The organism is Lactococcus petauri, from assembly GCF_002154895.1.
GTDB classification, from domain to species: domain Bacteria; phylum Bacillota; class Bacilli; order Lactobacillales; family Streptococcaceae; genus Lactococcus; species Lactococcus petauri.
Map to the genome: position 1 here is coordinate 1 of NZ_MUIZ01000014.1, position 19,074 is coordinate 19,074.

General features: G+C 34.1%; 21 protein-coding genes and 1 pseudogene. 9 read left to right on the top strand and 13 right to left on the bottom strand.

Annotation, left to right across the window (positions count from 1 at the left end; translation table 11 throughout):
- The first annotated feature begins 276 nt into the window (after positions 1-276).
- From istA to BZZ03_RS11190, 3 genes are read left to right on the top strand one after another with little or no spacing between them, the layout of a single operon-like run.
- Positions 277-1,563: an IS21 family transposase gene (gene istA, locus BZZ03_RS11180; protein WP_086583323.1), complete on the top strand. Its 1,287-nt coding sequence runs from the start codon at positions 277-279 to the stop codon at positions 1,561-1,563.
- Positions 1,560-2,339 carry an IS21-like element helper ATPase IstB gene (gene istB / locus BZZ03_RS11185; RefSeq protein WP_086583324.1) on the top strand — a complete coding sequence of 260 codons (780 nt, stop codon included), beginning with the start codon at positions 1,560-1,562 and terminating at the stop codon, positions 2,337-2,339. The genes istA and istB overlap by 4 nt, the downstream gene beginning before the upstream one ends.
- A gap of 31 nt (positions 2,340-2,370) precedes the next feature.
- Positions 2,371-3,147, top strand: a complete 777-nt coding sequence (locus tag BZZ03_RS11190) for a hypothetical protein (protein WP_086583325.1) — start codon at positions 2,371-2,373, stop codon at positions 3,145-3,147.
- A gap of 82 nt (positions 3,148-3,229) precedes the next feature.
- Here the strand turns inward: BZZ03_RS11190 and BZZ03_RS11195 are convergent, their stop codons facing one another.
- From BZZ03_RS11195 to BZZ03_RS11245, 11 genes are all read right to left on the bottom strand, one after another.
- A complete protein-coding gene (locus BZZ03_RS11195) occupies positions 3,230-3,805 on the bottom strand; it encodes a recombinase family protein (protein WP_086583326.1) in 576 nt (191 codons plus the stop codon).
- Between the two features lie 258 nt (positions 3,806-4,063).
- Positions 4,064-4,360: a BRCT domain-containing protein gene (locus BZZ03_RS11200; protein WP_086583327.1), complete on the bottom strand. Its 297-nt coding sequence runs from the start codon at positions 4,358-4,360 to the stop codon at positions 4,064-4,066.
- A 194-nt stretch (positions 4,361-4,554) separates the two neighbouring features.
- On the bottom strand, positions 4,555-4,911 hold the full coding sequence (locus BZZ03_RS11205; RefSeq protein ID WP_086583328.1) for an arsenate reductase family protein: 357 nt from the start codon (positions 4,909-4,911) through the stop codon (positions 4,555-4,557).
- A gap of 238 nt (positions 4,912-5,149) precedes the next feature.
- Positions 5,150-5,539: an ArsC/Spx/MgsR family protein gene (locus BZZ03_RS11210; protein WP_158092885.1), complete on the bottom strand. Its 390-nt coding sequence runs from the start codon at positions 5,537-5,539 to the stop codon at positions 5,150-5,152.
- A gap of 56 nt (positions 5,540-5,595) precedes the next feature.
- Entirely contained in the window at positions 5,596-6,624 is a 1,029-nt protein-coding gene (locus BZZ03_RS11215; RefSeq protein ID WP_198943953.1) for a DUF916 and DUF3324 domain-containing protein, read from the bottom strand.
- 13 nt (positions 6,625-6,637) lie between these two features.
- Positions 6,638-7,384, bottom strand: a complete 747-nt coding sequence (locus BZZ03_RS11220; RefSeq protein WP_086583331.1) for a WxL domain-containing protein — start codon at positions 7,382-7,384, stop codon at positions 6,638-6,640.
- A gap of 27 nt (positions 7,385-7,411) precedes the next feature.
- Positions 7,412-8,176, bottom strand: a complete 765-nt coding sequence (locus BZZ03_RS11225; protein ID WP_086583332.1) for a WxL domain-containing protein — start codon at positions 8,174-8,176, stop codon at positions 7,412-7,414.
- A gap of 4 nt (positions 8,177-8,180) precedes the next feature.
- Positions 8,181-8,507: an LPXTG cell wall anchor domain-containing protein gene (locus BZZ03_RS11230; protein ID WP_086583333.1), complete on the bottom strand. Its 327-nt coding sequence runs from the start codon at positions 8,505-8,507 to the stop codon at positions 8,181-8,183.
- A 19-nt stretch (positions 8,508-8,526) separates the two neighbouring features.
- Positions 8,527-11,508 (bottom strand): leucine-rich repeat domain-containing protein, encoded by a 2,982-nt coding sequence (locus BZZ03_RS11235; RefSeq protein WP_086583334.1) that lies wholly within the window; start codon positions 11,506-11,508, stop codon positions 8,527-8,529.
- Positions 11,505-12,641: a signal peptidase I gene (gene lepB / locus BZZ03_RS11240; RefSeq protein WP_086583335.1), complete on the bottom strand. Its 1,137-nt coding sequence runs from the start codon at positions 12,639-12,641 to the stop codon at positions 11,505-11,507. Before lepB ends, BZZ03_RS11235 begins: the two co-directional genes overlap by 4 nt.
- Before the next feature lie 35 nt (positions 12,642-12,676).
- Positions 12,677-13,162: a hypothetical protein gene (locus tag BZZ03_RS11245; protein ID WP_086583336.1), complete on the bottom strand. Its 486-nt coding sequence runs from the start codon at positions 13,160-13,162 to the stop codon at positions 12,677-12,679.
- A gap of 665 nt (positions 13,163-13,827) precedes the next feature.
- On the opposite strand from BZZ03_RS11245, the gene BZZ03_RS11250 reads away from it, so the two are divergent.
- The 6 genes from BZZ03_RS11250 to BZZ03_RS12445 all read left to right on the top strand — a co-directional run bounded on the left by BZZ03_RS11250 (position 13,828) and on the right by BZZ03_RS12445 (position 16,979).
- Positions 13,828-14,067: a GlsB/YeaQ/YmgE family stress response membrane protein gene (locus BZZ03_RS11250; RefSeq protein WP_086583337.1), complete on the top strand. Its 240-nt coding sequence runs from the start codon at positions 13,828-13,830 to the stop codon at positions 14,065-14,067.
- A gap of 34 nt (positions 14,068-14,101) precedes the next feature.
- Entirely contained in the window at positions 14,102-14,662 is a 561-nt protein-coding gene (gene amaP / locus BZZ03_RS11255; protein WP_086583338.1) for an alkaline shock response membrane anchor protein AmaP, read from the top strand.
- Positions 14,663-14,671: 9 nt separating this feature from the next.
- Complete coding sequence (locus BZZ03_RS11260) at positions 14,672-14,860, top strand: DUF2273 domain-containing protein (RefSeq protein ID WP_003136918.1); 189 nt, start codon at positions 14,672-14,674, stop codon at positions 14,858-14,860.
- Positions 14,861-14,883: 23 nt separating this feature from the next.
- Positions 14,884-15,435, top strand: a complete 552-nt coding sequence (locus BZZ03_RS11265; protein ID WP_086583339.1) for an Asp23/Gls24 family envelope stress response protein — start codon at positions 14,884-14,886, stop codon at positions 15,433-15,435.
- Between the two features lie 706 nt (positions 15,436-16,141).
- Positions 16,142-16,570 (top strand): transposase family protein, encoded by a 429-nt coding sequence (locus tag BZZ03_RS11270; RefSeq protein ID WP_086583340.1) that lies wholly within the window; start codon positions 16,142-16,144, stop codon positions 16,568-16,570.
- A gap of 43 nt (positions 16,571-16,613) precedes the next feature.
- Complete coding sequence (locus tag BZZ03_RS12445) at positions 16,614-16,979, top strand: transposase (protein ID WP_086583341.1); 366 nt, start codon at positions 16,614-16,616, stop codon at positions 16,977-16,979.
- Here the strand turns inward: BZZ03_RS12445 and BZZ03_RS11280 are convergent.
- Positions 16,862-17,475, bottom strand: a pseudogene (locus tag BZZ03_RS11280) (Y-family DNA polymerase); the annotation flags it as partial. The gene BZZ03_RS12445 and the pseudogene BZZ03_RS11280 sit on opposite strands and share 118 nt — an antisense overlap.
- A 160-nt stretch (positions 17,476-17,635) precedes the next feature.
- Positions 17,636-19,074, bottom strand: a 1,439-nt coding sequence (locus BZZ03_RS11285) for a SpaA isopeptide-forming pilin-related protein (protein WP_143466344.1), incomplete at its 5' end; no start/stop codon positions are given.

Genomic DNA, 19,074 nt, shown 5'->3' on the forward strand with positions numbered 1-19,074 from the left:
TTGAGTTTCTGTGTCTGACTTAATGAATACCTACTTATGGGAATAGGTAATATGTCGTCCTCACTTTGGAAAATTCTATAGGTATATTAGAAGTAGAGAGACAACAGAGTAAGTATATCAAATATTATATATAGTCCACAATCGATATCCTAAAGTTTTTTGTATGCTAAACTCTAGATAAAAACGCTAAAATAAAAATACCCATAAACACCTGAATAAAGATGGACACTTTCACCAAAACTTGTCATACTTGAAGAAATAAAGTGAGGATAAGTTTTGGAAGTAACATTAAATATTGATACCCAATTTAAAGTGGAAAGTCTCTCTGACCTTCCAAGATTGGGACAGGTGATTAAACAAATGAAACTCAAAATAAATAAGAGTAAACTTGCTCGAGATCTTGGCAAGAACCGAAAGACCATTGAGAAATATCTGAATGGCTTCATTCCTAAAGCTAAGCGAGACAAACCTTCAAAGATTGATGACTATTATCAAGTCATTGCTTCTCTCCTCTCAGAGGATAGTCCTCAAGAGTTCTATTATATGCGTGTCCTCTGGCAATACCTGTGTGATAATCATGGGCTCCAGTGTTCTATTTCCGCTTTCCGGGCTTACATTAACCAACATAAAGAGTTTGAAGCCTACTTCAAATCAAGTGTCAAAATAAAGTCGCCTCACGGTACACCACGTTTTGAAACAGCTGCGGGTAAACAGGCACTGTTGGATTGGAAGGAAAACATTGACTTTCTCACTTCTGTTGGAGAAATCGTAAACATTAACGTGGCGGTACTTGTCCTTTCCCACTCGCGTTTCAGATTCTTTCATCTCAGTTTAAACAAGACTCAAGAAAGCTTATTCTCCTTCCTCACACACTGTTTTGAGAAAATGGGAGGTGTTCCTGAACAACTGGTTACTGATAATATGAAAACGGTCATGGATGAAGCAAGAACAGAATTTCATAAAGGGAAAATAAATCAAAGTTTCGCTCAATTTTCAAAAGACTTTGGCTTCAAAGTGCATCCTTACATCGCAGGAAGACCACGAACCAAGGGAAAAGTAGAGACACAGATGAAGTTGCTTGATGAGATTCATGCTTATCAAGGACAGCTCACCTTATCGGAATTGGCTCGGTTCATTGAAAAGCTCTGTGAGCGAGTCAATACCTCGCTTCATCAAGGTTCAGGAAAAATACCTTTACTTGAATTTCAAAAGGAGTGTCAAAGCTTGAAGCCTCTTCCAAGTCAAGCCATCAGAGCTTTCTATAAAATTAAAGCCCATGTTGTCAAAGTTAATACTTCAAACATGGTGACCTACCAGTCCAATCAGTATTCTGTCCCTTCAGGTTACATAGGCAAGCAGGTGGAACTTCAAGTGATTGACGGACAACTATGGATCGCTTATCAGACCAGACTCATTGCCCAACATACGCTCTCTACTCAAAAACTCAATTATCAGCTTGACCACTACAAAGAAGCCCTTAAAACGTCCACAGGCAAGCATTACGACATTAATGCTTTGGCCCAGAAAAATTTAGAAACAATGAGTGAGGTTTTTAAACGATGAACGAACCCTTGTACAGTAAGCTTGAAGAGAACCTCGAGCTTTTAAAGCTCAAACAAATGTGCCTTCATTTACAAGAAGCCATTAATCAAAGTGTTGTTGGTGAAGCTAGCTTTGTCGAGATACTTTATGAATTAACAGAACATGAGTTGAAGCTTCGTGCTCAAAATGCCATTAATGCCTTTGTTCGTGTAGGGAACTTCCCTCATAATAAGGGTTTAGAAGACTTTGATTTTAACTTTCAGCCTACAGTGAGTCTTTCACAAATGAATGCTTTTGCCCAGCGAGAGTTTCTCAAGGCTTATGAAAACATCATCTTTATTGGACCAAGTGGAGTAGGTAAAACGCACTTGGCTACAGCGATTGGACTGTCTTGTGCGAAAAATCGAGAGAGTATTTACTTTATCAAGTGTCATGATCTGATTCAAAACTTGAGGCGAGCACGTCTTGAGAATCGTTTAGAAGACCGCTTGAAGTATTATAGCAAGTATAAGCTCTTGATTATTGATGAACTGGGCTATCTGCCTATTTCCGATGAAGATGCCAAGCTCTTCTTCCAACTCGTAGATAAACGCTATGAGAAAAAGAGTACCATCCTTACCACCAATGTCGACTTTAGACACTGGGGAGATGAAGTCTTTGGAGAACCTAAAATCGCTAATGCGATTCTGGATCGTTTGCTTCATCATGCACACGTTATTCCGATTGTCGGAGAATCTTATCGTTTGAAAGATTTTTCTATGCACGAAGACTGGCGAAAGTGGGTATTTTTATCTTGACTTTTATAACAATATTTCAGCAGCTCAAAAAGTGATCCAGAAATGGAAACAAATTACTGAAGACAATTCTGAGGTACTTGGACAAATCTATCAAGAAGAGGCCGAGATTCTTTATAATATTGACCGTGTAAAATCAGGAAATCTTCAAAAATTGGCTGCTGAAAAATGGGACGGCGCATTAAAACCTCTAAACAATAAAATTCAACGAGAAGTCAAGAATATTGATTTAGTTAGTGAATCATACAAATTTATCAAAGAATTTACTGACAAGAACTCGTATTCAGATTTTATCTCTCAAACAATTAATAGTTTAGTTTATGACAATAAGAGCTCTTCTGAATCTTTCGAAGAATCTATCAAGCAATTGGGAAATATAATAGGTTTAGAATCTCAACGTCCCGAAAAATCATGGGATGATGGAGGACCAGATAACCTTTGGTTATCTTCTGAACAATATGTCGTTATTGAATGTAAAAATAAAGAAGTGAATAATATCAACAAAGATGATATTAAGCAATTAGGGCATTCCTCACAATGGTTTACTAATAAATACGGGAACCATAAGCAGCCTTTATTGTTATTATTCCATGGAAAAAAAGAATTGGAACATAATGTACAAGTTTCAAACTATATGTACGTTATTGATGAAGAAAATTTAAATCTCTTAAAAACCAAATTAGATAATTTTCGAGAACTAGTAGTCAATAATTTTAATGATCTAAATTTAGTTACTTTAAGACAGTATTTAAACCAAAATAACTTACTAATTGATTCATTTATTACTACATATATGAGAAAACTAAAATAAAAATAAAACGAACACTGGTGTTATTCTAGTGTTCGTTTTATACTTCATGCAGTTTATTATTTATTTTCTTATTAGTAAGGAGTCAGCCAATAATATTATTCATTTTCATACTACGAAATCTTCTTTTTTGGGTTGCAATGCTAATACCCGTTTTTCGTTCGATCATTTTATATGTCATTCCCTGCTTCTTCAGCTCCAAAGCAAAAGCAATTTGTTCTTCAGTAAACTTTTGAGGACGTCCTTCTTTAAATGATGGATCATTGTCCCTGGCATACTTTTTACCCTCACTTGTACGGTTAACGATCATATCTCGTTCGAATTGAGCAAAGGCACTAAAAATAGTAAATATAAGCTGACCTGTTGGAGTGTTATCAATAATCCCCATATTTAGGATATGCACTTTTATATCATTCTGAAATAAATGCTGAATGATTTCTAACGCTTCTCGAGTATTTCTTGCAAATCGGTCCAACTTTGTCACAATAAGCATATCGTCTTTTTTTAAGTGATTAAGTAATTTTTGAAATTCTGGCCTCTCTGTTGTTGTTCCAGTAAATTTTTCTTGATAAATTTTTTCTGCTCCTGCAGCTTTTAAATTTTCAATTTGACTTTCTAATTTTTGATCCGTTGTACTCACTCGAGCATATCCAAATTTCATAATTTCTCCTCTACTTATAACCCTTAGTTATGAGCCGTTAAAACCTCTTTATTTATAGTATACACAAAAACAGCTCAAAACTGTTAAGTTATGAGCTGATATATATATTTTATTTTCCATTTAAAACTTACACGTGATTTTACTTTCAGCTTTAATTTCTTCAAGTAAAAAATAAGTAGACTTAAAATTTACAATTCATAAAAAAATAGCATTCTCTAAAATATAGAGAATACTGTTCTATAATTACTGTAAAATAATCTATAAACCTTTTGAAAGAAGTTGAAAAGTTTGAGCTATAAATTCAATAAATTCTTTCTCAGACATTATTTTTATTTGTTGTCCTGATTGGACAGCTTCTTCTGCTTCTAAAAGTTTCTTTGATGGATAGTAGCCTTTTATTAGATCAATAGGAAAATAGCCTATCACAAGTCGTGTGGTCTTCTTAGTAACGCTGCTCTGGTTATGGCCTTTTAATCCGGTAATAATAGATTGTGCTTGTTTTCTTGTCATCGTTGTCAATGTTCCAGTGAACACAAAATATTCATCTTTCAGCATCCACTCTACCTCACATTCTTTTGACTGAAGTCAATGCTCAACTTATGTGACCTTTTATAATTCCCATTATAGTAGAAACTGACAATGAACCTTTGGAGTATAGTCTGATGGACACTTCGATTATACTAGTAGATACAAAATGACAAAAAACTAAAAAGATTTAAGTCATGATCTTTAAAATATTATAGTAGACATCACAACAAAAACGATTTTAGTTGCTCTTCATTATAGCCTGATACTGCTTTTTCATTTGAAAGAACAATCGGAAGCTCAAGTAATTCTGTATGTCGTTCTAAAAAAGACAAACTTTCACCAAAACGTAATTTATTTAACTTCCATTTGTTTTTTTGTTCTAAGAACGAGTACATGTGGAGTTTTCTTAAAATATCTGATACATCCAGCCCTGACAAGTAGATAAGTTGAAAAATCTCTCGGTGAGTTATCGTATCAATTTTTTTCATATTTACTGTAATATTATTTTTTTCAAACCAATCCATTGCTTTTGTACAAGCATCCGAATTCTCCTTATAATAAATTGTTATATTTTCCATATTCATTATCCTTTTCTATTTTAAAATAGTCGGAAGCCAGAGAGCTTTTCTAAAAAGCTACTTCTAGACTAGTGGATTTGATACTATTTAGCTTTGATCAAATATCTTATTTAATATAAAAAGTAGACAACTTTGCGAGTATCTGCTTCCGTAATGAGTATATCTATTTATGATATGTCTTTATTTTATCAAACTCCCTGACTTACCACAATGAATAACAACAACTTTTTTAAATAAATTACTCTGTGTTCTTACCTAAAGATTTCCTCCGATATTCCTTAGGTAAGAACATGCGAATTTGCTCCGGATTATAACCAATCAACACTTTATCTTTCTCAATAATAATAGGAGATCTTAAGAGATCCGGATTGACCTTAATAAAGTCTATTGCCTCATTTAATGTCATTGTTTTTATCAAACGAATTTTAGAAGCATCCTCTTCACTCCCATGACTCGAGTGCTTAACTAATTCAGAAATCCCCTTGTCCGTATAGGAAAGTGCAGTTATAATTTCTTCCCTAGATATTTGACCCATTGTTCTAATACGAATATCAAGCTTATATTTCTTAAACCACTGGATTGCTTTAGGGCTAGAGGTACATCGCTGCCTATAATATAAACGAATCATTCTCATAATCCTCCCGCAATAAAAGCCTATTTATTGAATTTAAATAGGCTTTTATCTTAGTCTACTTTTTCTTGTGTTTCTTTATTATTTTTTAATTTCTTTAACAAAATCAAAATAATAATTAACAGAATAGAAACAACAACTATACCTACTAGTATGTAAATCCAAGTATAGTCTTTCTCAAGCGAGACAGCTTCTTTATTATATTTACGAGACTCTTCACCTTTGATTTCAAAATCTTTCTCAAATTTCCACTCTTTATCTCCAGATTTCGCTACTCCTTTAAAAGTATACTTCCCTGGTTTAAAGGGTTTGTTATTTAAGCTAATGGCATAGTCAAAGTTTGAATTAGGAGCCATTCTAAGATTCTCTCTTGACTCAGAGTACAGTACTTTACTGCCACCTTTACTATAAACTTTTCCATCAATTTTTAAATCCTTGATAATACTTGGTGTATAGTTTTGGATGTTCGCTGTAATTACATTCCTGTAATTCACTTGAGTCGCTTTAACATCATTTAATCGTAATTCAGGATTAATTACTTTATCAGTTTCTGTTAATTTTACGCCAATAACATAAGCATAACGATTGATGATTTGACTTCCTTTAGATTCTTTCTCTTCAGATTGAGTATTTTTTTCAGTAAAATATATTCCACCTAAAATTACACCATCATAAGAAGCCTTTGGCATCTGAACATGAACTGCTATTTGTTTTTTGCTCTTTGCGGCTATGGTCACTTCTTTGTCCGTTGTCGCAATATCTTTAAATCCCACCTTTAAGCTGTTATCACGTGCTGTTGTAGTATCACTATACTCCACAATACCATTCTGATTGGTTATTGCAGTGTTAGGTAGAACATTGACAGTCACAGCCTCAGAGGTATCATTACGCATTTCTACCATCAAATCTTGTGATTGTCCAGGTTGCATTTGTAAATCAAAATAAGTTTGAGTTTTATCAATTTGATTTTCAGGAATGATGGCTTGTACTGCGAAACTCATTTCTGAAGCAGAAACTTTAATACCTCCTACAAATAAGAAGAACAATGTACATAGACAGAGAAATATATGTTGTTTTTTCACTTGACACTCCATATTATGCTGGTGAATCTGTAAGTGTCCAAGTCAGGCTCGTTTTGTATTCCCCTTGAACTTTCTTAGTTTTCCCTGGTACAGAAAGAGAAACACTTGATTTTCCTTCTTCTTCATCATTACCAAATCTATTCAACCATGTTCCTGTACCTTGGTCAGCTTTGGCATCTAAAACATCCGAAGCTTTTCCTGGAGTTAACGAAATATTCTGACTCGCTGTCGGGGCTGTACCATCATTAGGGGTTGAAAGAGTCGCATGATCCAAAGTTAATACTGCGCCATTCAACTCTTCTTGGCCACTTTTGAATTGAGCATCCTGAGTCACTGTCAAATGCCATCCAGCATTACTTCCTCGTTTATCTGTAACTTGTACAAAGTTAGGACGATCTACAGCATTTCCCTTACTATCGGTAATATGATCAAGTTGAGCATAGTAAGTTGTATCCGTACCTGTTGTTTTTTGTTCCCCAAATCTTAGATTTGAGACGTAATCGATACTCAAAGGTCCTGATGTCGGATCTTCGTGATCATCTGGATCATCTGGAGTAATCGGATTATTAGGATCTGGGTTAACCGGATCTATTGGATTAACGGGATCTGTATCAGTAACATAAGAAATTGAACCAATTGATTTCATTGATGCCCCATCTTGAACAGGCTCATCATCCGCGAAAACTGTTCCCTTACCAAGGGTAGCTGATGTTAAAAGTAGTGTTGCTGCTAACGTAGTATATTTTACTGCTTTATGCATGTTTATTTATCCTTTTGTATTTCCTTATTAAACTTCTGTATCACTTAACAACCATGTTAATTCTGTCGTATATTTGCCATCTTTAACTTTCTCAGATGCACCAGGTACAGACAAAGCTATGCTTTGATTACCTGTCGTTTCATCTCCAAAGGCATCTACCCATGTCCCCATACCTTGGTCTGATGCCGCAGTCATTACATCTTGCGCTGCACCTGGAACTACCCCATCTTCTGATTTTGTTCCAGGAACTAAAGTAATCGTTCCTTTAGCGGTAGGAGCTGCAGCCTTGTTATCAGATGTCGTTTTCACACTCGGATTGGAAAGAGAAATTACTGCTCCCTTCAACTCTTTTGCATCCGCATCTTTTCCAGTCGTAAGCTGTAAGCCTTGTTGGACTTGCAATTTCCATCCTGCATTTGTACCACGTTTATCCGTAACTTGGACCCAGTTTGGTTTATCGACGGTTTCCCCATCTGCTGAGCCTTTAACTTTATCAAAGGCTGCATAATAAGTCTCATCTTTTGCAGAAATTTTTTGTTCCCCAAAGTGGAAGCTTGAAGCGTAATCTAGACTCAAAGGTCCGTTAGTAGGGTTTACTGGATCTACTGGAACTACTGGGTTATCTGGATTTACTGGGTCTACTGGATTAACAGGGTCTGTATCCTCTTTAAATGTAACATCACCTGTTGTATTTACAGAATTATCTGCCGCATGTACTACAGATGTTAAATTCATCATTGTTGCACTTGACATAAGGACAACACCGCCCATTAACAATTGATTCAATTTCATTTTTTTACTCTCCTAATTTTCTTCTATTAATTTTTATACTTAAACTTGTGATAAGTAGTCCTATTCCTAACCACTGCCAGCCTATACCTGCTTCTTCACCTGTTCTTGGCAATTGTCCACTTGGACTATATTTAGTCACTGGCCTATTCCCGTCTGGTATAACAGGACGAACAGGACTATCTGGTTGTGGAATATAAGTCTTGTCAAAGACTATTGAAGAACGGCTCACCACCGAAGCTGCTGTATCCGCATGAGCAATCTGGTTATTCCCAACAATATAAAGTGCTAAAACAGGAACGAACAAAAGTATTTGAATCGTTTTTCGAAACATTTTTCACCTCCTTTCTCGATTATGCAGGTGCATCTACGAGAGACCACTGCATTACACCTTTATATTGGCCTACTTTGACAGTTCCTGGAGCAACTTGAATCAGAGGACCTTCATTTGAAGTCCAAGACACATCATAATAATCCTCTTTTGTGCTTGTTCCATCATAAACGTCTGTTTCAGATGTATTATTTATCCACTGATCCTCTTGACCTGCCTTTCTGAAAAGAAGAATGTCATTTTGTAAGGCAGCTCCTGTAGTATCTTTAAATGGAGTGAGCAGTTTTGTGGTTACTCTCCAAGGTTTCTTTTCCAATCTTGTATCTTCGACAGTAATTTTCCAATCTTTGTCCTTACGACTAGACTCTACTGTTCGATTAGAGATTTTACTGTCCTCGAAACCCATGACATCGGGCACATATTCAAAGCGAAGTTCTCCATTTTTTACAACTAAAGAATTCAAACTTGATAAGCTTCCACTTTCTTTAATGGTCCCTTGAGCAGCGATTGCATTTTTCTTGATTGCTATTGCAGATTTTGCGGTAATAGAGAACTTAATCTCAATCGTTTCTCCTTTGGCCAATTTCAAATTCAGATCTTTTATCGTATACGAAGGCTTATCTCCTATAGAAGTTGTATCATCTATTTTATTTTCTGCTACTTTCTCCCACTCACTTGTTGTACTTTTCTTAATATAAAATGAGCTTTTATCTACTGTAAAATCATCTTTCCAATTCACATCTGTGAGCCATAAATCAAATTGAGTTAATGTTTCATCTCGAGGTGCTCTAGTGTTTTTAACTTTGTAAATCATTGGAGTTTTTTCATTTTTTGTTAGAGTAGTTAATGCTGGGTAGTCTGAATTGGTTGTATCGAATTTAGTTGTATCCTCTGGTCTGAGGTCAAAATCATTATTCCATGGATCAATATTTTTTACTTCTATTGTATTTGTGACTTGACTATTTTTTTGAGGAAGATTAAAACTATCATAGTATACAACCTGGGATTTAGTTTCAAATGATCCCGGTATTTTTGCAAGTACATCATATTGAACGGTAACTTTATTTCTCCCAAAAAAGTTTATTGCATCATCTTCAACAGTTATTGAATTATAAGAAACACCTTCTGTATAATAAATATTTGCATTATCTATCTTATTTCCTGAATTATCAAGTAAAATAATAGTATCCTCATTTACTTCTAACTCTTTAGGAATAAAAATAGTATTCTTAGCATTAGTAACAGTAGAATTATCAGAAGTATTTTCTATATCAACCTTAAACGTTAATTTATCTCCAACATAGTTATTATTGTCATTTAAATTATTGTTCACTTGAATATTCTGGTTAATTTCTGGCTTTTCAATAGGACTATAATTTAACTCCACTGATACGAAATGAACTGTATCTTCTGGTTCAAATGCTACTCCATCCATCCGTACAGTATACTTCTCACTAGTGTTGGGTGCTGGAATACTGAAGTCTGGATTTGCTGATCCTTGATATATAGTTTCTCCTTTAGAATTAGTAATTGTGAAAGTATGCTCTCCTTTCATTACTTCAGATGAATAACCAAAGTTTTGTGTAGGAGCAGAAGTTTCATTTTTAAAAAAATATAGTTTTTCTTCACTATAAGTTTTTACCGTTCTCAACATAAAGGAGTCTTTTAAATATTTAGATGTATAACCACCAGAAATATAGTTTTTATTAAAGCCTTGACTAAGTGTAATGTCTTGAATTGCCTCCCAATCAGATAAAACTAATTCATTACTTGATAAATCATATCTAACAGTTGAGTTATCTTGTAAATATTCCTGATAAGTATTTTGTACAAAATCATCTGGAATTATTCCTGACAGATAGTTTTGAGATAAATCAATTTTCCTTGATTTCGTATCAACTGAATACGGAGCAAGTCTCATATTATAAATTCCTTTTGGAATTTCTCCGGTCAATTTATTATTTGATAAAGAAAAAGTTGTTACATTATTGCCGTCTAACTCAAAATTGGGGATATGACCCGATAAATTATTGCCTGAAAGTTGTAATATAGTCAGATTTTTTAGATTAGTTAATTCACTTGGGATACTACCAGATAAAGCATTATAGTCTAAATATAATTGTGTCAGTTTAGTTAAATTTCCTATATTTTTAGGTATTTCACCTTTTATTCCTGAATTTTGCACCCAAAGTTCTGTTAAATTTGGTAAAAGATCAGCCAGCTTAGCCGGTATGTGTTGTCCAGCTGTACCTGTTTGGCTTTGAATATAAAGGCCACTAATTCCTTTTAAATCCTCATAAGTTGCTCCCGATTCAATAGCTGGTTTATTTAGTTTTGATAACTGAAGGTTTATTGCTGATATAAAGTACGTTTGATTTTCAAAATCATCTTTCGTTACGAGATTATCTGATTCAACTTCTTTTTTTTCGCCACTACTAAAAGTATTTGATTGGTCATTGTTCGTAGGTTCCTCTGATTGCTCTTCCTCACTAATTGTTGGTTCTGTTTTTTCAATAATCGGAGATTCACTTGTCCCACTTTCCTCATTCGAAAATGTTACTTTTACTGAACTTACCGGAGAATTGACTGGTTCTCCTTCACGTACTGTTTGAACTACAAAATCATAGACACCACTATTTTTAGATTCTAATTGAAGATTTATATCTTTAGCTTGCCCGTCTACCCAGTCAATAACTAACTGATGATTGACTGTATCCTCAGTCACACCAATATTTGAGGTTTGGCTTAACTTATACGTGACACTGTCGGGAAGTGGAACAACAACTTTTGTATCTGTTTCATTCTCATCTGTAATATGAAGGGATATTATATTGCCTTCACTTTGAGCTTGAATATGTAAATCAGATACAATTGTATCTCCTGCCATAATTTTAGGGATTACAATACTTGACAATACTAAAACCATACTCAAAGCAGCTAAAACTGCGATTACAGGAATACTATATTTTTTAAATTTTATTTTTTTTCGAAAAATATTTTTCATTTCATTACTACTTTCCCTTTTACTTCTGTTTTCTCCACAAACCCGAAATTACGACTATCCGTAGAATGGGAACGATTATCTCCGAGAACAAAAAGTTTATCTTCCGGAACAGTTGCTCTTCCACTAATTTCCTTCAATGTAAAGTCTGCAGTACTCTGACTCTCATATTGATTGTTTACTTTTTCCCCATTGACATAGATATTCCCTTGGGAAGCATATATTGTATCTCCAGGCAATCCAATGATCCGTTTTACAAACTCTTTATTAGACAGTTGAGGCACCTCAAAAACTATAATGTCACTATGCTTTAATTTATCTGGATGTTTTTCTGTTACAATAAGTTCTCTATTATTTAATGTAGGATTCATAGAATTTCCTTCAACTCGACCAATGGAATAAAAATAGCTTAAGCCTAAAACTACAAAGAACATTAGGAGGAAACTCCCCATTATAATTGCAAATTTTTTTGAGTATGCCCATTTCTGTTTTCTATGGGGACTTTCTTTTTTATTCTTTGTTCTATCCCTGACAGTTTTCTTTTTTTCTTGTTCTTCCTTTTTTTTTTGAAGTTGAGACTGAAGATTGTTCAGTCGAAGAAGGAGATCATCTTCATTTGATTCTTGGGAGTCATACAAATTGAAGTCTTTGCGAGTACTTTGTCTTACACTCCAAGGTAAACCAATATTATAGGTAAAGTTTTCATCACAACTTTTAAAAACTTCTTCAAATTTATTACGGAATGTGGGGATTAAGTTTTTCGCATGGTAGCCCATATCTTCCAGACAATCTGCTAAACTCCCATTCTCATCTTCTCTTTTTGCTTGAAAAGGAACCGGAATGAACTCTACTTTATAATGTCCTATTTCATTCTTTATTATTTTCGTCCATATTATTTGTGGAAATACTTTTTCAAGTTCTTCTAAAAATTTCAAAATAGGATAATCTAATGATGGAGAATATTTTATATGAAAATGATATTTCTTCTCAAGTAACGAAAAATCAATGTTAGTTAATACTGGTTCATGTTCATAGACAAGTTGTGTAAATATTTTTGAGGGTCCCGATGAATCAAGCATAAAGAGACAAACATCTTCAGGTTTTGCTTGAACTGCCCCTTTGTAAAGCTTAATCATTTTGAAATTCCTTTATCTAAGTAATATCACTTACTTCAAGACAGATTTTCTTCTCGTCCATCTATTACTTGCTCTATATTTTGAACCCATTGATCAATATCTTGATTAATTTTAAATTTTAAATTTAAAATATTATCCTTAAGTATATTACCTTCGAGCTTTATTTCATTCAAAATCTTTTGGTTCTCTTGTTCAATTTTCAGAGCTTCATCTTTTGATTTCTGAATAATATCGTTTGCGACTCTCTTGGCATCAAGCATGACTTCTGCTAAATCTTTTTCAGAGAGTCCTAGGCTACTTCTTGTTTCAAGCTCCTTTTTGAGCTTGAAATTTTCTTCCAAAGTCATTGCATACCTTGCTTCATTTGCTTTAAGTTGAATACTTTCTGCCCGTAATTGATTATTTTCTTGAATAAGAATGTCTTGCTTTTTTTTATTCTCCTCTACCTCTTGTATGATCTTGCTTAGTTCTGTTTCAAAATTTTGGACATCTGTTTCAGTAAAATCATTATAGTTTTCCATTATTTAAACTCCTTCTAATTCTGCATATTTCGTAATAATCTCTCTAAAAAAGTTCAGTTAACTGGAAAGTCGATATTGAAGAAAATCTTTAAATATGCACTTCTGCGACATCTTACATAAAAAAATTATTTGAAGAAGTATCCCCCGTTATGTATTTAGAGTTTTTTTATTTTAGGTGTTGATTTTGAACAAAGACTAGTGTACAATAAATTCAAGGAAAGATTTTGTACATTTTTAAAGAATTTGTTAAAAATATTTTTACAAATAACTGAACTTTTATTGACAAATGATATCTTTATGAAAAGTGAGTATAATTTTTTAGTTAAATTAAATTTTATCTATAATAAAAAAAACCAAGGCAACAGTGACTGCCCCGGTTTTTTTTATTGAATTTTTTATAATTCATTACTATTAAGTTATGAGCTAATGAACTTCTTCAGGATTCTCTTTAATGTAAACTGTAATAAATATAAAGTAATCTCAAAGTTAAAAAATTTGTTAAAACTATGGCTATATGATTAGAAGAATAAAACCAAAAAACGCAATATTCAGAACATTATAATATAATATGAGCAAATCATTTTGAATTGGTATAGATATGTGTTAAATTATTATTAGTCGCATATGTAACTAAAAACTACAAAAAATTGGAAAAGGAGAATTTTATGATTTGGTCATTAATTATTGGAGCCATTATTGGTTTAATTGCAGGTGTCATCACTAAGGGAGGATCCATGGGTTGGATTGCCAACATCTTGGCAGGACTTATCGGTTCTGCAGTGGGTCAAGCCCTCCTCGGAAGTTGGGGACCATCATTGGCTGGTATGGCACTTATCCCCTCAATCATTGGGGCAGTAATCGTCGTTGCTGTCGTTTCCTTTGTTCTATCAAAAATGAGTTATTAATTTTTAAAATTAGAGCATCTAGAAAGGAGGCCCTGTGTCATTTGGAAAGAAATTTATACTGATAGTCTTTGACATCCTTTTACTCTCCATTGTGGTACCTGTTGCTTGGGATTACTACAATGTCTTAGAGGGTAATAACATGATGAGTTCTTCAAGTCATCTTCTCTATGTTGGGGAATACATGCCTATGTATTTATTCTGGGGAAATGCTATCTTAGCGGGTATCTTAATTTTAGCTTTGTTCATCATTGCATTCTACCCTCGCACCTATATAGACATTACACTCTCCAACCAGGGAGGAAAGCTTACTTTAAAACGTTCTGCTATTGAGGGACTTGTTCGTGAAAAAGTTATTGAGAACGACTACCTCAAATCGCCAAACATTGATGTTATTTTACATCGAAATAAAATAGACATTGATGTGAAAGGGGAGATCATCCCTCGGGTAGATATCGCAGAGAAGGCTCAATTATTGGAACAGGAAATAGTTGATAGCTTAAAACTTTTCTTTGGGGTAAATCAACCCGTAAAAATAAAAGTCGAAGTGAATGCTATAAATAAAGAAGCGAGTTCAAACCGCTCTCGTGTAATATAGGAGGTGTCAATGGATTATCTAGAAAGATATCGATATCCAATTATTGGAGGCATTATCGGTGGTATAGCAGCCATTGCCATCTTCACAATTGGATTCTGGAAAATGATTCTTCTTTTGATTTTAATAAGCTTAGGCATAATGGCGGGTTTATTTTTACAAAAGACAGGCATCATTGAACAACTTAAAAATCGTAAATAACTTATAAATAAAAGGAGAATTTAATGGTACAAGAAAACATGAAATCGTTTGGAACAATGGCTGAAAATGATAAAGTGGATACTCAAACTCATGAGCATGACATCAAAGGTGAGTTGACTTATGAAGATAAAGTCGTTCAAAAAATTGTAGGCTTGGCCCTAGAAACCGTGGATGGTCTTCTCTCTATCGAAGGTGGCTTCTTCTCTAACTTAACAGGCAAACTTGTGAACACTGATAATGTGACTTCAGGAGTGGATGTAGAAGTTGGAAAAACTCAAGTGGCTGTAGATTTGAAAGTCATTACAGAATACCGTAAAAATGTTCCTGAGATTTATGATCAAATCAAAGATGTTATCCGTAAAGAAGTCGCAAATATGACCGACTTAGATGTCGTTGAAGTGAACGTTACAGTTACGGATATCAAAACCAAAGAGCAACAAAGAGAAGACGAAGTTACTGTTCAAGATCGCGTTGTAGACGCGGCCCAAAGTACAGGAAAATTCACTTCAAAACAAGTGGATAAAGTAAAAGATAAAGTGGATGAGAGTACATCAGAAAATAATCGAGTGAAGTAACGAACTTGATTTCTAAAAAATAAATATCTATATTAATATAAAAAAATCATTAGGATAAGACCTGATGATTTTTTCTTTATCTAAATGATATATATACGTATATTTTGGGTTACTTTATTTTGATAAGTAAGTACCGAAACTCAAAACCCTTAAGTTAGGAGCTTTTAATATCAAAATATATTTCTATTTAAAACTCACACGTGGCTTTACTACTAGTCTTATAGAGTATACTCTGGTGGAGACTTTCGTTCCTTAGACGTATTATAACCAAAAAAGCAATTTAAAGCCTTAACGATTGAACTTTAAATTGCTTTAACTCTATGAAAAAATAGAAAGGGGTAGCACTTTGGTCTTAACGCATTACCTTACAAATATTTTCAATTCCATTGTAAACCTTTTCTTTATACTTTGCAACTACAAATATAATTTATATTTTGAATCCCATCACCTGGATAATTTTATTACAGATAGTAAATTTGACATAGCTTGTTAATATGGTATAATTTAATAAGAAAAAGCGACAGGAACTGCCATTCCCATCGCTTGATAAGTCTCGGAGTATTACTTGCTATTAGTGTTTACTTTTTATAGTGAACGCTTTTTTTGATGCGGTAAGCTGTAAAGGGTCATGCTAAAATGGTTCTTTCCCTGATTTGTTGGTAGATGATATAATGGAGTAAACTATCACTCATTCTGGAGGTTATCAATGATTTCACTCAATATTCCTACTTTTCAAGTTAATTCTATAACTGAAATGTCTGATTTTTATCTGTTTGAAGGTAAAGTAAGCTTTGAAAATGGAAGTCCATGCCCAGTCTGTCAAGTCCTTTCTTTCAAAATGCACTCATACTATGAACGAATGATTCAAGACTTACCTATCAATGGTAAACGAGTTGAGCTAAAAGTGAAAACTCGAAAATTGCAATGTCAAAATGAAGAATGTACCACAAAATATTTCGTTCAACCTCTTGATTTTGTTCGGCCTTCTTCGTTGAAAACACAGCGTTTAGAAGATATAATTATTGAAATTTCAATACCAACCAGTTTAATTCAAGCGACCTTCATTTTAAATAGACTAGGAATCAAAATGAGTAAAAGTGCCTTATCCGAACTCCTAAAGCAATGTCCCTTTTGAGATTGAAAACCAACCTACAATTGCCTGTTTAGACGACTTCGCATTGAAAAAACGACATAACTATGGTTCGCTTCTTATTGATTTTCAGACTCGAAAAGTGATTGATTTAATTCTTTATAGAAGTCAAACAGAAGTTTCAGAATGGCTCCAAAAATTTCCTTCACTCTCTTATATTATTCGCGATGGTGCTCAATCATTCAGAAATGCTATTTTTGATGCTTTTCCAGATGTTATACAAATTTCTGACCGTTTTCATGTATTAAAGTCGTTGACTGACCATGCGATGAAAGCTAAAGGATTATCATCCATTCCTACCGTTATATATAAGCCCGTACGTACAAGAACTTCCCTCTGCAGCTTTTGTGCCAGTCTATCCATTTGTACATACTTGTCTTTTAACTCTGGGTAGAAAAGATTTAAGGACTCTGTGACATCCATAAAGGATTCATCAATGGAGTAGGAGTGAATTTCTTTAAATGAAGTATATCCTGACAGTATCTTTTGCATACGTATATTTTCTTCAATGTACAAGGCCATTTGCGGGGAAACAATATGCGTACGTTTTGCCCAACTCTCTATAAAAGCCACGTATTCAAGCGTTGGTTCTGTACGTTGTCCATGTATATCTGTATGCTTTTCATACCACTTTTGATAGTTGAACTTTCTTGATTCAATTAAAAAAGGCAAATCACGTGCTCGACTCACGTTTGATTTACCAAATACTTCTTTAAATTTTGAGCTTGATGCCAGGATAAGACCGTATGAATTGTCTGACCTGCTCATGACACATAAAGAAGTTGTTAGGGGGGGAACTTCCTTTGAACACATTCAATGGATGCATAGTTTGATTTGACGTCCTCAAAGAAGATAGTCCGGCGTGGCTCTTTATTGTAATCAATTTTCATATTTTTCAACACCTCATTATTGATTTATTCAATATTATATGATTTATTTAGCTATTTTTCAAATAAATAAATTGAATTAACCAATATTTAGTTGCTGGTATTACCATTAATATTAATAGTAACAGTAATAAAAAAACCCCAAAACTGGGGTAATTATTTACTATTTTTTCTTAAAGTATTTAGCAATTGATTTACGGTTTACAACACCAACTAGTCCAAGTGCAAATGTAAGCAACACTCCTACAAGTCCAATAACTTTATAATTTTTAGTTCCGGTTTCAGGTAAATGAATGACTGAATCAGGTGTATCGTTTGGTCCATGAGGAGTAGGTGTGATTGGCTTATAAGAAATCGTTTGGTCCTTGTTATTGATGTCCTTGTGATCTTCGATAGTCGCCGAATCATCTGGAGTATTCAATTCTTCTGTCCAAACATAATAAGTTTTGTCATCATCTTTACTTGTATCGATTTCAGCTTCAACTTGCTTTATCTGAGCTTTTGCGGTCGCATCATCAATCTTGAAGTCAATTGTTTTGATAATCTTATCTTCTTTGACCTTACCAGCTCCATCTGGTTGAACACGGTGAAGGTAAGCATGCATCATTTGGTCTTTTGAAGCATCTGTCAAATCAATGACATCATACATTTCAGTTTTGGGCCCTTTTTCATCATTATCGATGATTTGGTCATTGTTTTTAGTATGAGCTTTTGTTTTGATGGTTGGTTTTTTATTCGTGATCGTTTGGTCTTTATTACTTAAGTCCTTGTGGTCACCAATAACAAGGGTATCGTCCTTAGTCCGCAGCTCTTCTGTCCACACATAACGAACTTTATCCGTGTCATTCGTTGTATCGATAGTCGTTTCAATATGAGCCATCTTATCTTTAACGGCTTGATCATCAACATCGAACACAAGGGTTTTAATAATCTTATCTGATTCTTTCCCCTTGTCATCTGTGACAATACGGTGAAGATAAGCATGAAGTTTTTGACCTTTTTCAACGTCCCCTTTTAAATCAACATCATCATACATCTTTGTTTCTTTGCCACGTTCAGGACCATTGATTTCTTGGTTCTTATCTTCTGTATGAGTTTTTGTTTTGATATCCACATGCATCTGTTTGTCTGTAAAGAGACCCATGTTGACTTTGAACATTGTATTCTTACCATCAGTCAAATCTTCTGCTTTAACCGTTGTTTTGAAGAGTTCTTGATGAGTTACAGTGTCAGTCATAGTTACAGTATAAGATTCAGGTGCACCTTGATCACTTGTGTCCGGTTTTACTTGTACCAAAATACGGTCAATTTTCTTCAAGCCATTAGGTGCTTGTACTTCATCTAAGTAGTAATTACCAATGGCAATATTTTTGAAAACAACCATACCGTTAACCATATAGCCGTCAAATCCTTCTGCACTTCCAGAAGTTGATTCACCATTTGAGCCAAAATCATTAATATGATTATCTTTCGTATTCTTATCAACAGGGGTGAGTTTGAATTTCGCACCATTCAAACCAACAAGCGAACCATTGACATCTTGAACCTTATCAAATTCCATTGACCAACGGAGGACTTTATCCGATACTGTGAGGTTAGAAA

What these genes read in the sequence shown, in the direction of transcription:
- istB (WP_086583324.1), top strand. Translation starts at nt 1,560, where the DNA reads ATGAACGAACCCTTGTACAGTAAGCTTGAAGAGAACCTCGAGCTTTTA.
- BZZ03_RS11195 (WP_086583326.1), bottom strand. Translation starts at nt 3,805, where the DNA reads ATGAAATTTGGATATGCTCGAGTGAGTACAACGGATCAAAAATTAGAA.
- BZZ03_RS11200 (WP_086583327.1), bottom strand. Translation starts at nt 4,360, where the DNA reads ATGCTGAAAGATGAATATTTTGTGTTCACTGGAACATTGACAACGATG.
- BZZ03_RS11205 (WP_086583328.1), bottom strand. Translation starts at nt 4,911, where the DNA reads ATGGAAAATATAACAATTTATTATAAGGAGAATTCGGATGCTTGTACA.
- BZZ03_RS11210 (WP_158092885.1), bottom strand. Translation starts at nt 5,539, where the DNA reads ATGATTCGTTTATATTATAGGCAGCGATGTACCTCTAGCCCTAAAGCA.
- BZZ03_RS11220 (WP_086583331.1), bottom strand. Translation starts at nt 7,384, where the DNA reads ATGCATAAAGCAGTAAAATATACTACGTTAGCAGCAACACTACTTTTA.
- BZZ03_RS11225 (WP_086583332.1), bottom strand. Translation starts at nt 8,176, where the DNA reads ATGAAATTGAATCAATTGTTAATGGGCGGTGTTGTCCTTATGTCAAGT.
- BZZ03_RS11230 (WP_086583333.1), bottom strand. Translation starts at nt 8,507, where the DNA reads ATGTTTCGAAAAACGATTCAAATACTTTTGTTCGTTCCTGTTTTAGCA.
- BZZ03_RS11235 (WP_086583334.1), bottom strand. Translation starts at nt 11,508, where the DNA reads ATGAAAAATATTTTTCGAAAAAAAATAAAATTTAAAAAATATAGTATT.
- lepB (WP_086583335.1), bottom strand. Translation starts at nt 12,641, where the DNA reads ATGATTAAGCTTTACAAAGGGGCAGTTCAAGCAAAACCTGAAGATGTT.
- BZZ03_RS11245 (WP_086583336.1), bottom strand. Translation starts at nt 13,162, where the DNA reads ATGGAAAACTATAATGATTTTACTGAAACAGATGTCCAAAATTTTGAA.
- BZZ03_RS11250 (WP_086583337.1), top strand. Translation starts at nt 13,828, where the DNA reads ATGATTTGGTCATTAATTATTGGAGCCATTATTGGTTTAATTGCAGGT.
- BZZ03_RS11260 (WP_003136918.1), top strand. Translation starts at nt 14,672, where the DNA reads ATGGATTATCTAGAAAGATATCGATATCCAATTATTGGAGGCATTATC.
- BZZ03_RS11265 (WP_086583339.1), top strand. Translation starts at nt 14,884, where the DNA reads ATGGTACAAGAAAACATGAAATCGTTTGGAACAATGGCTGAAAATGAT.
- BZZ03_RS11270 (WP_086583340.1), top strand. Translation starts at nt 16,142, where the DNA reads ATGATTTCACTCAATATTCCTACTTTTCAAGTTAATTCTATAACTGAA.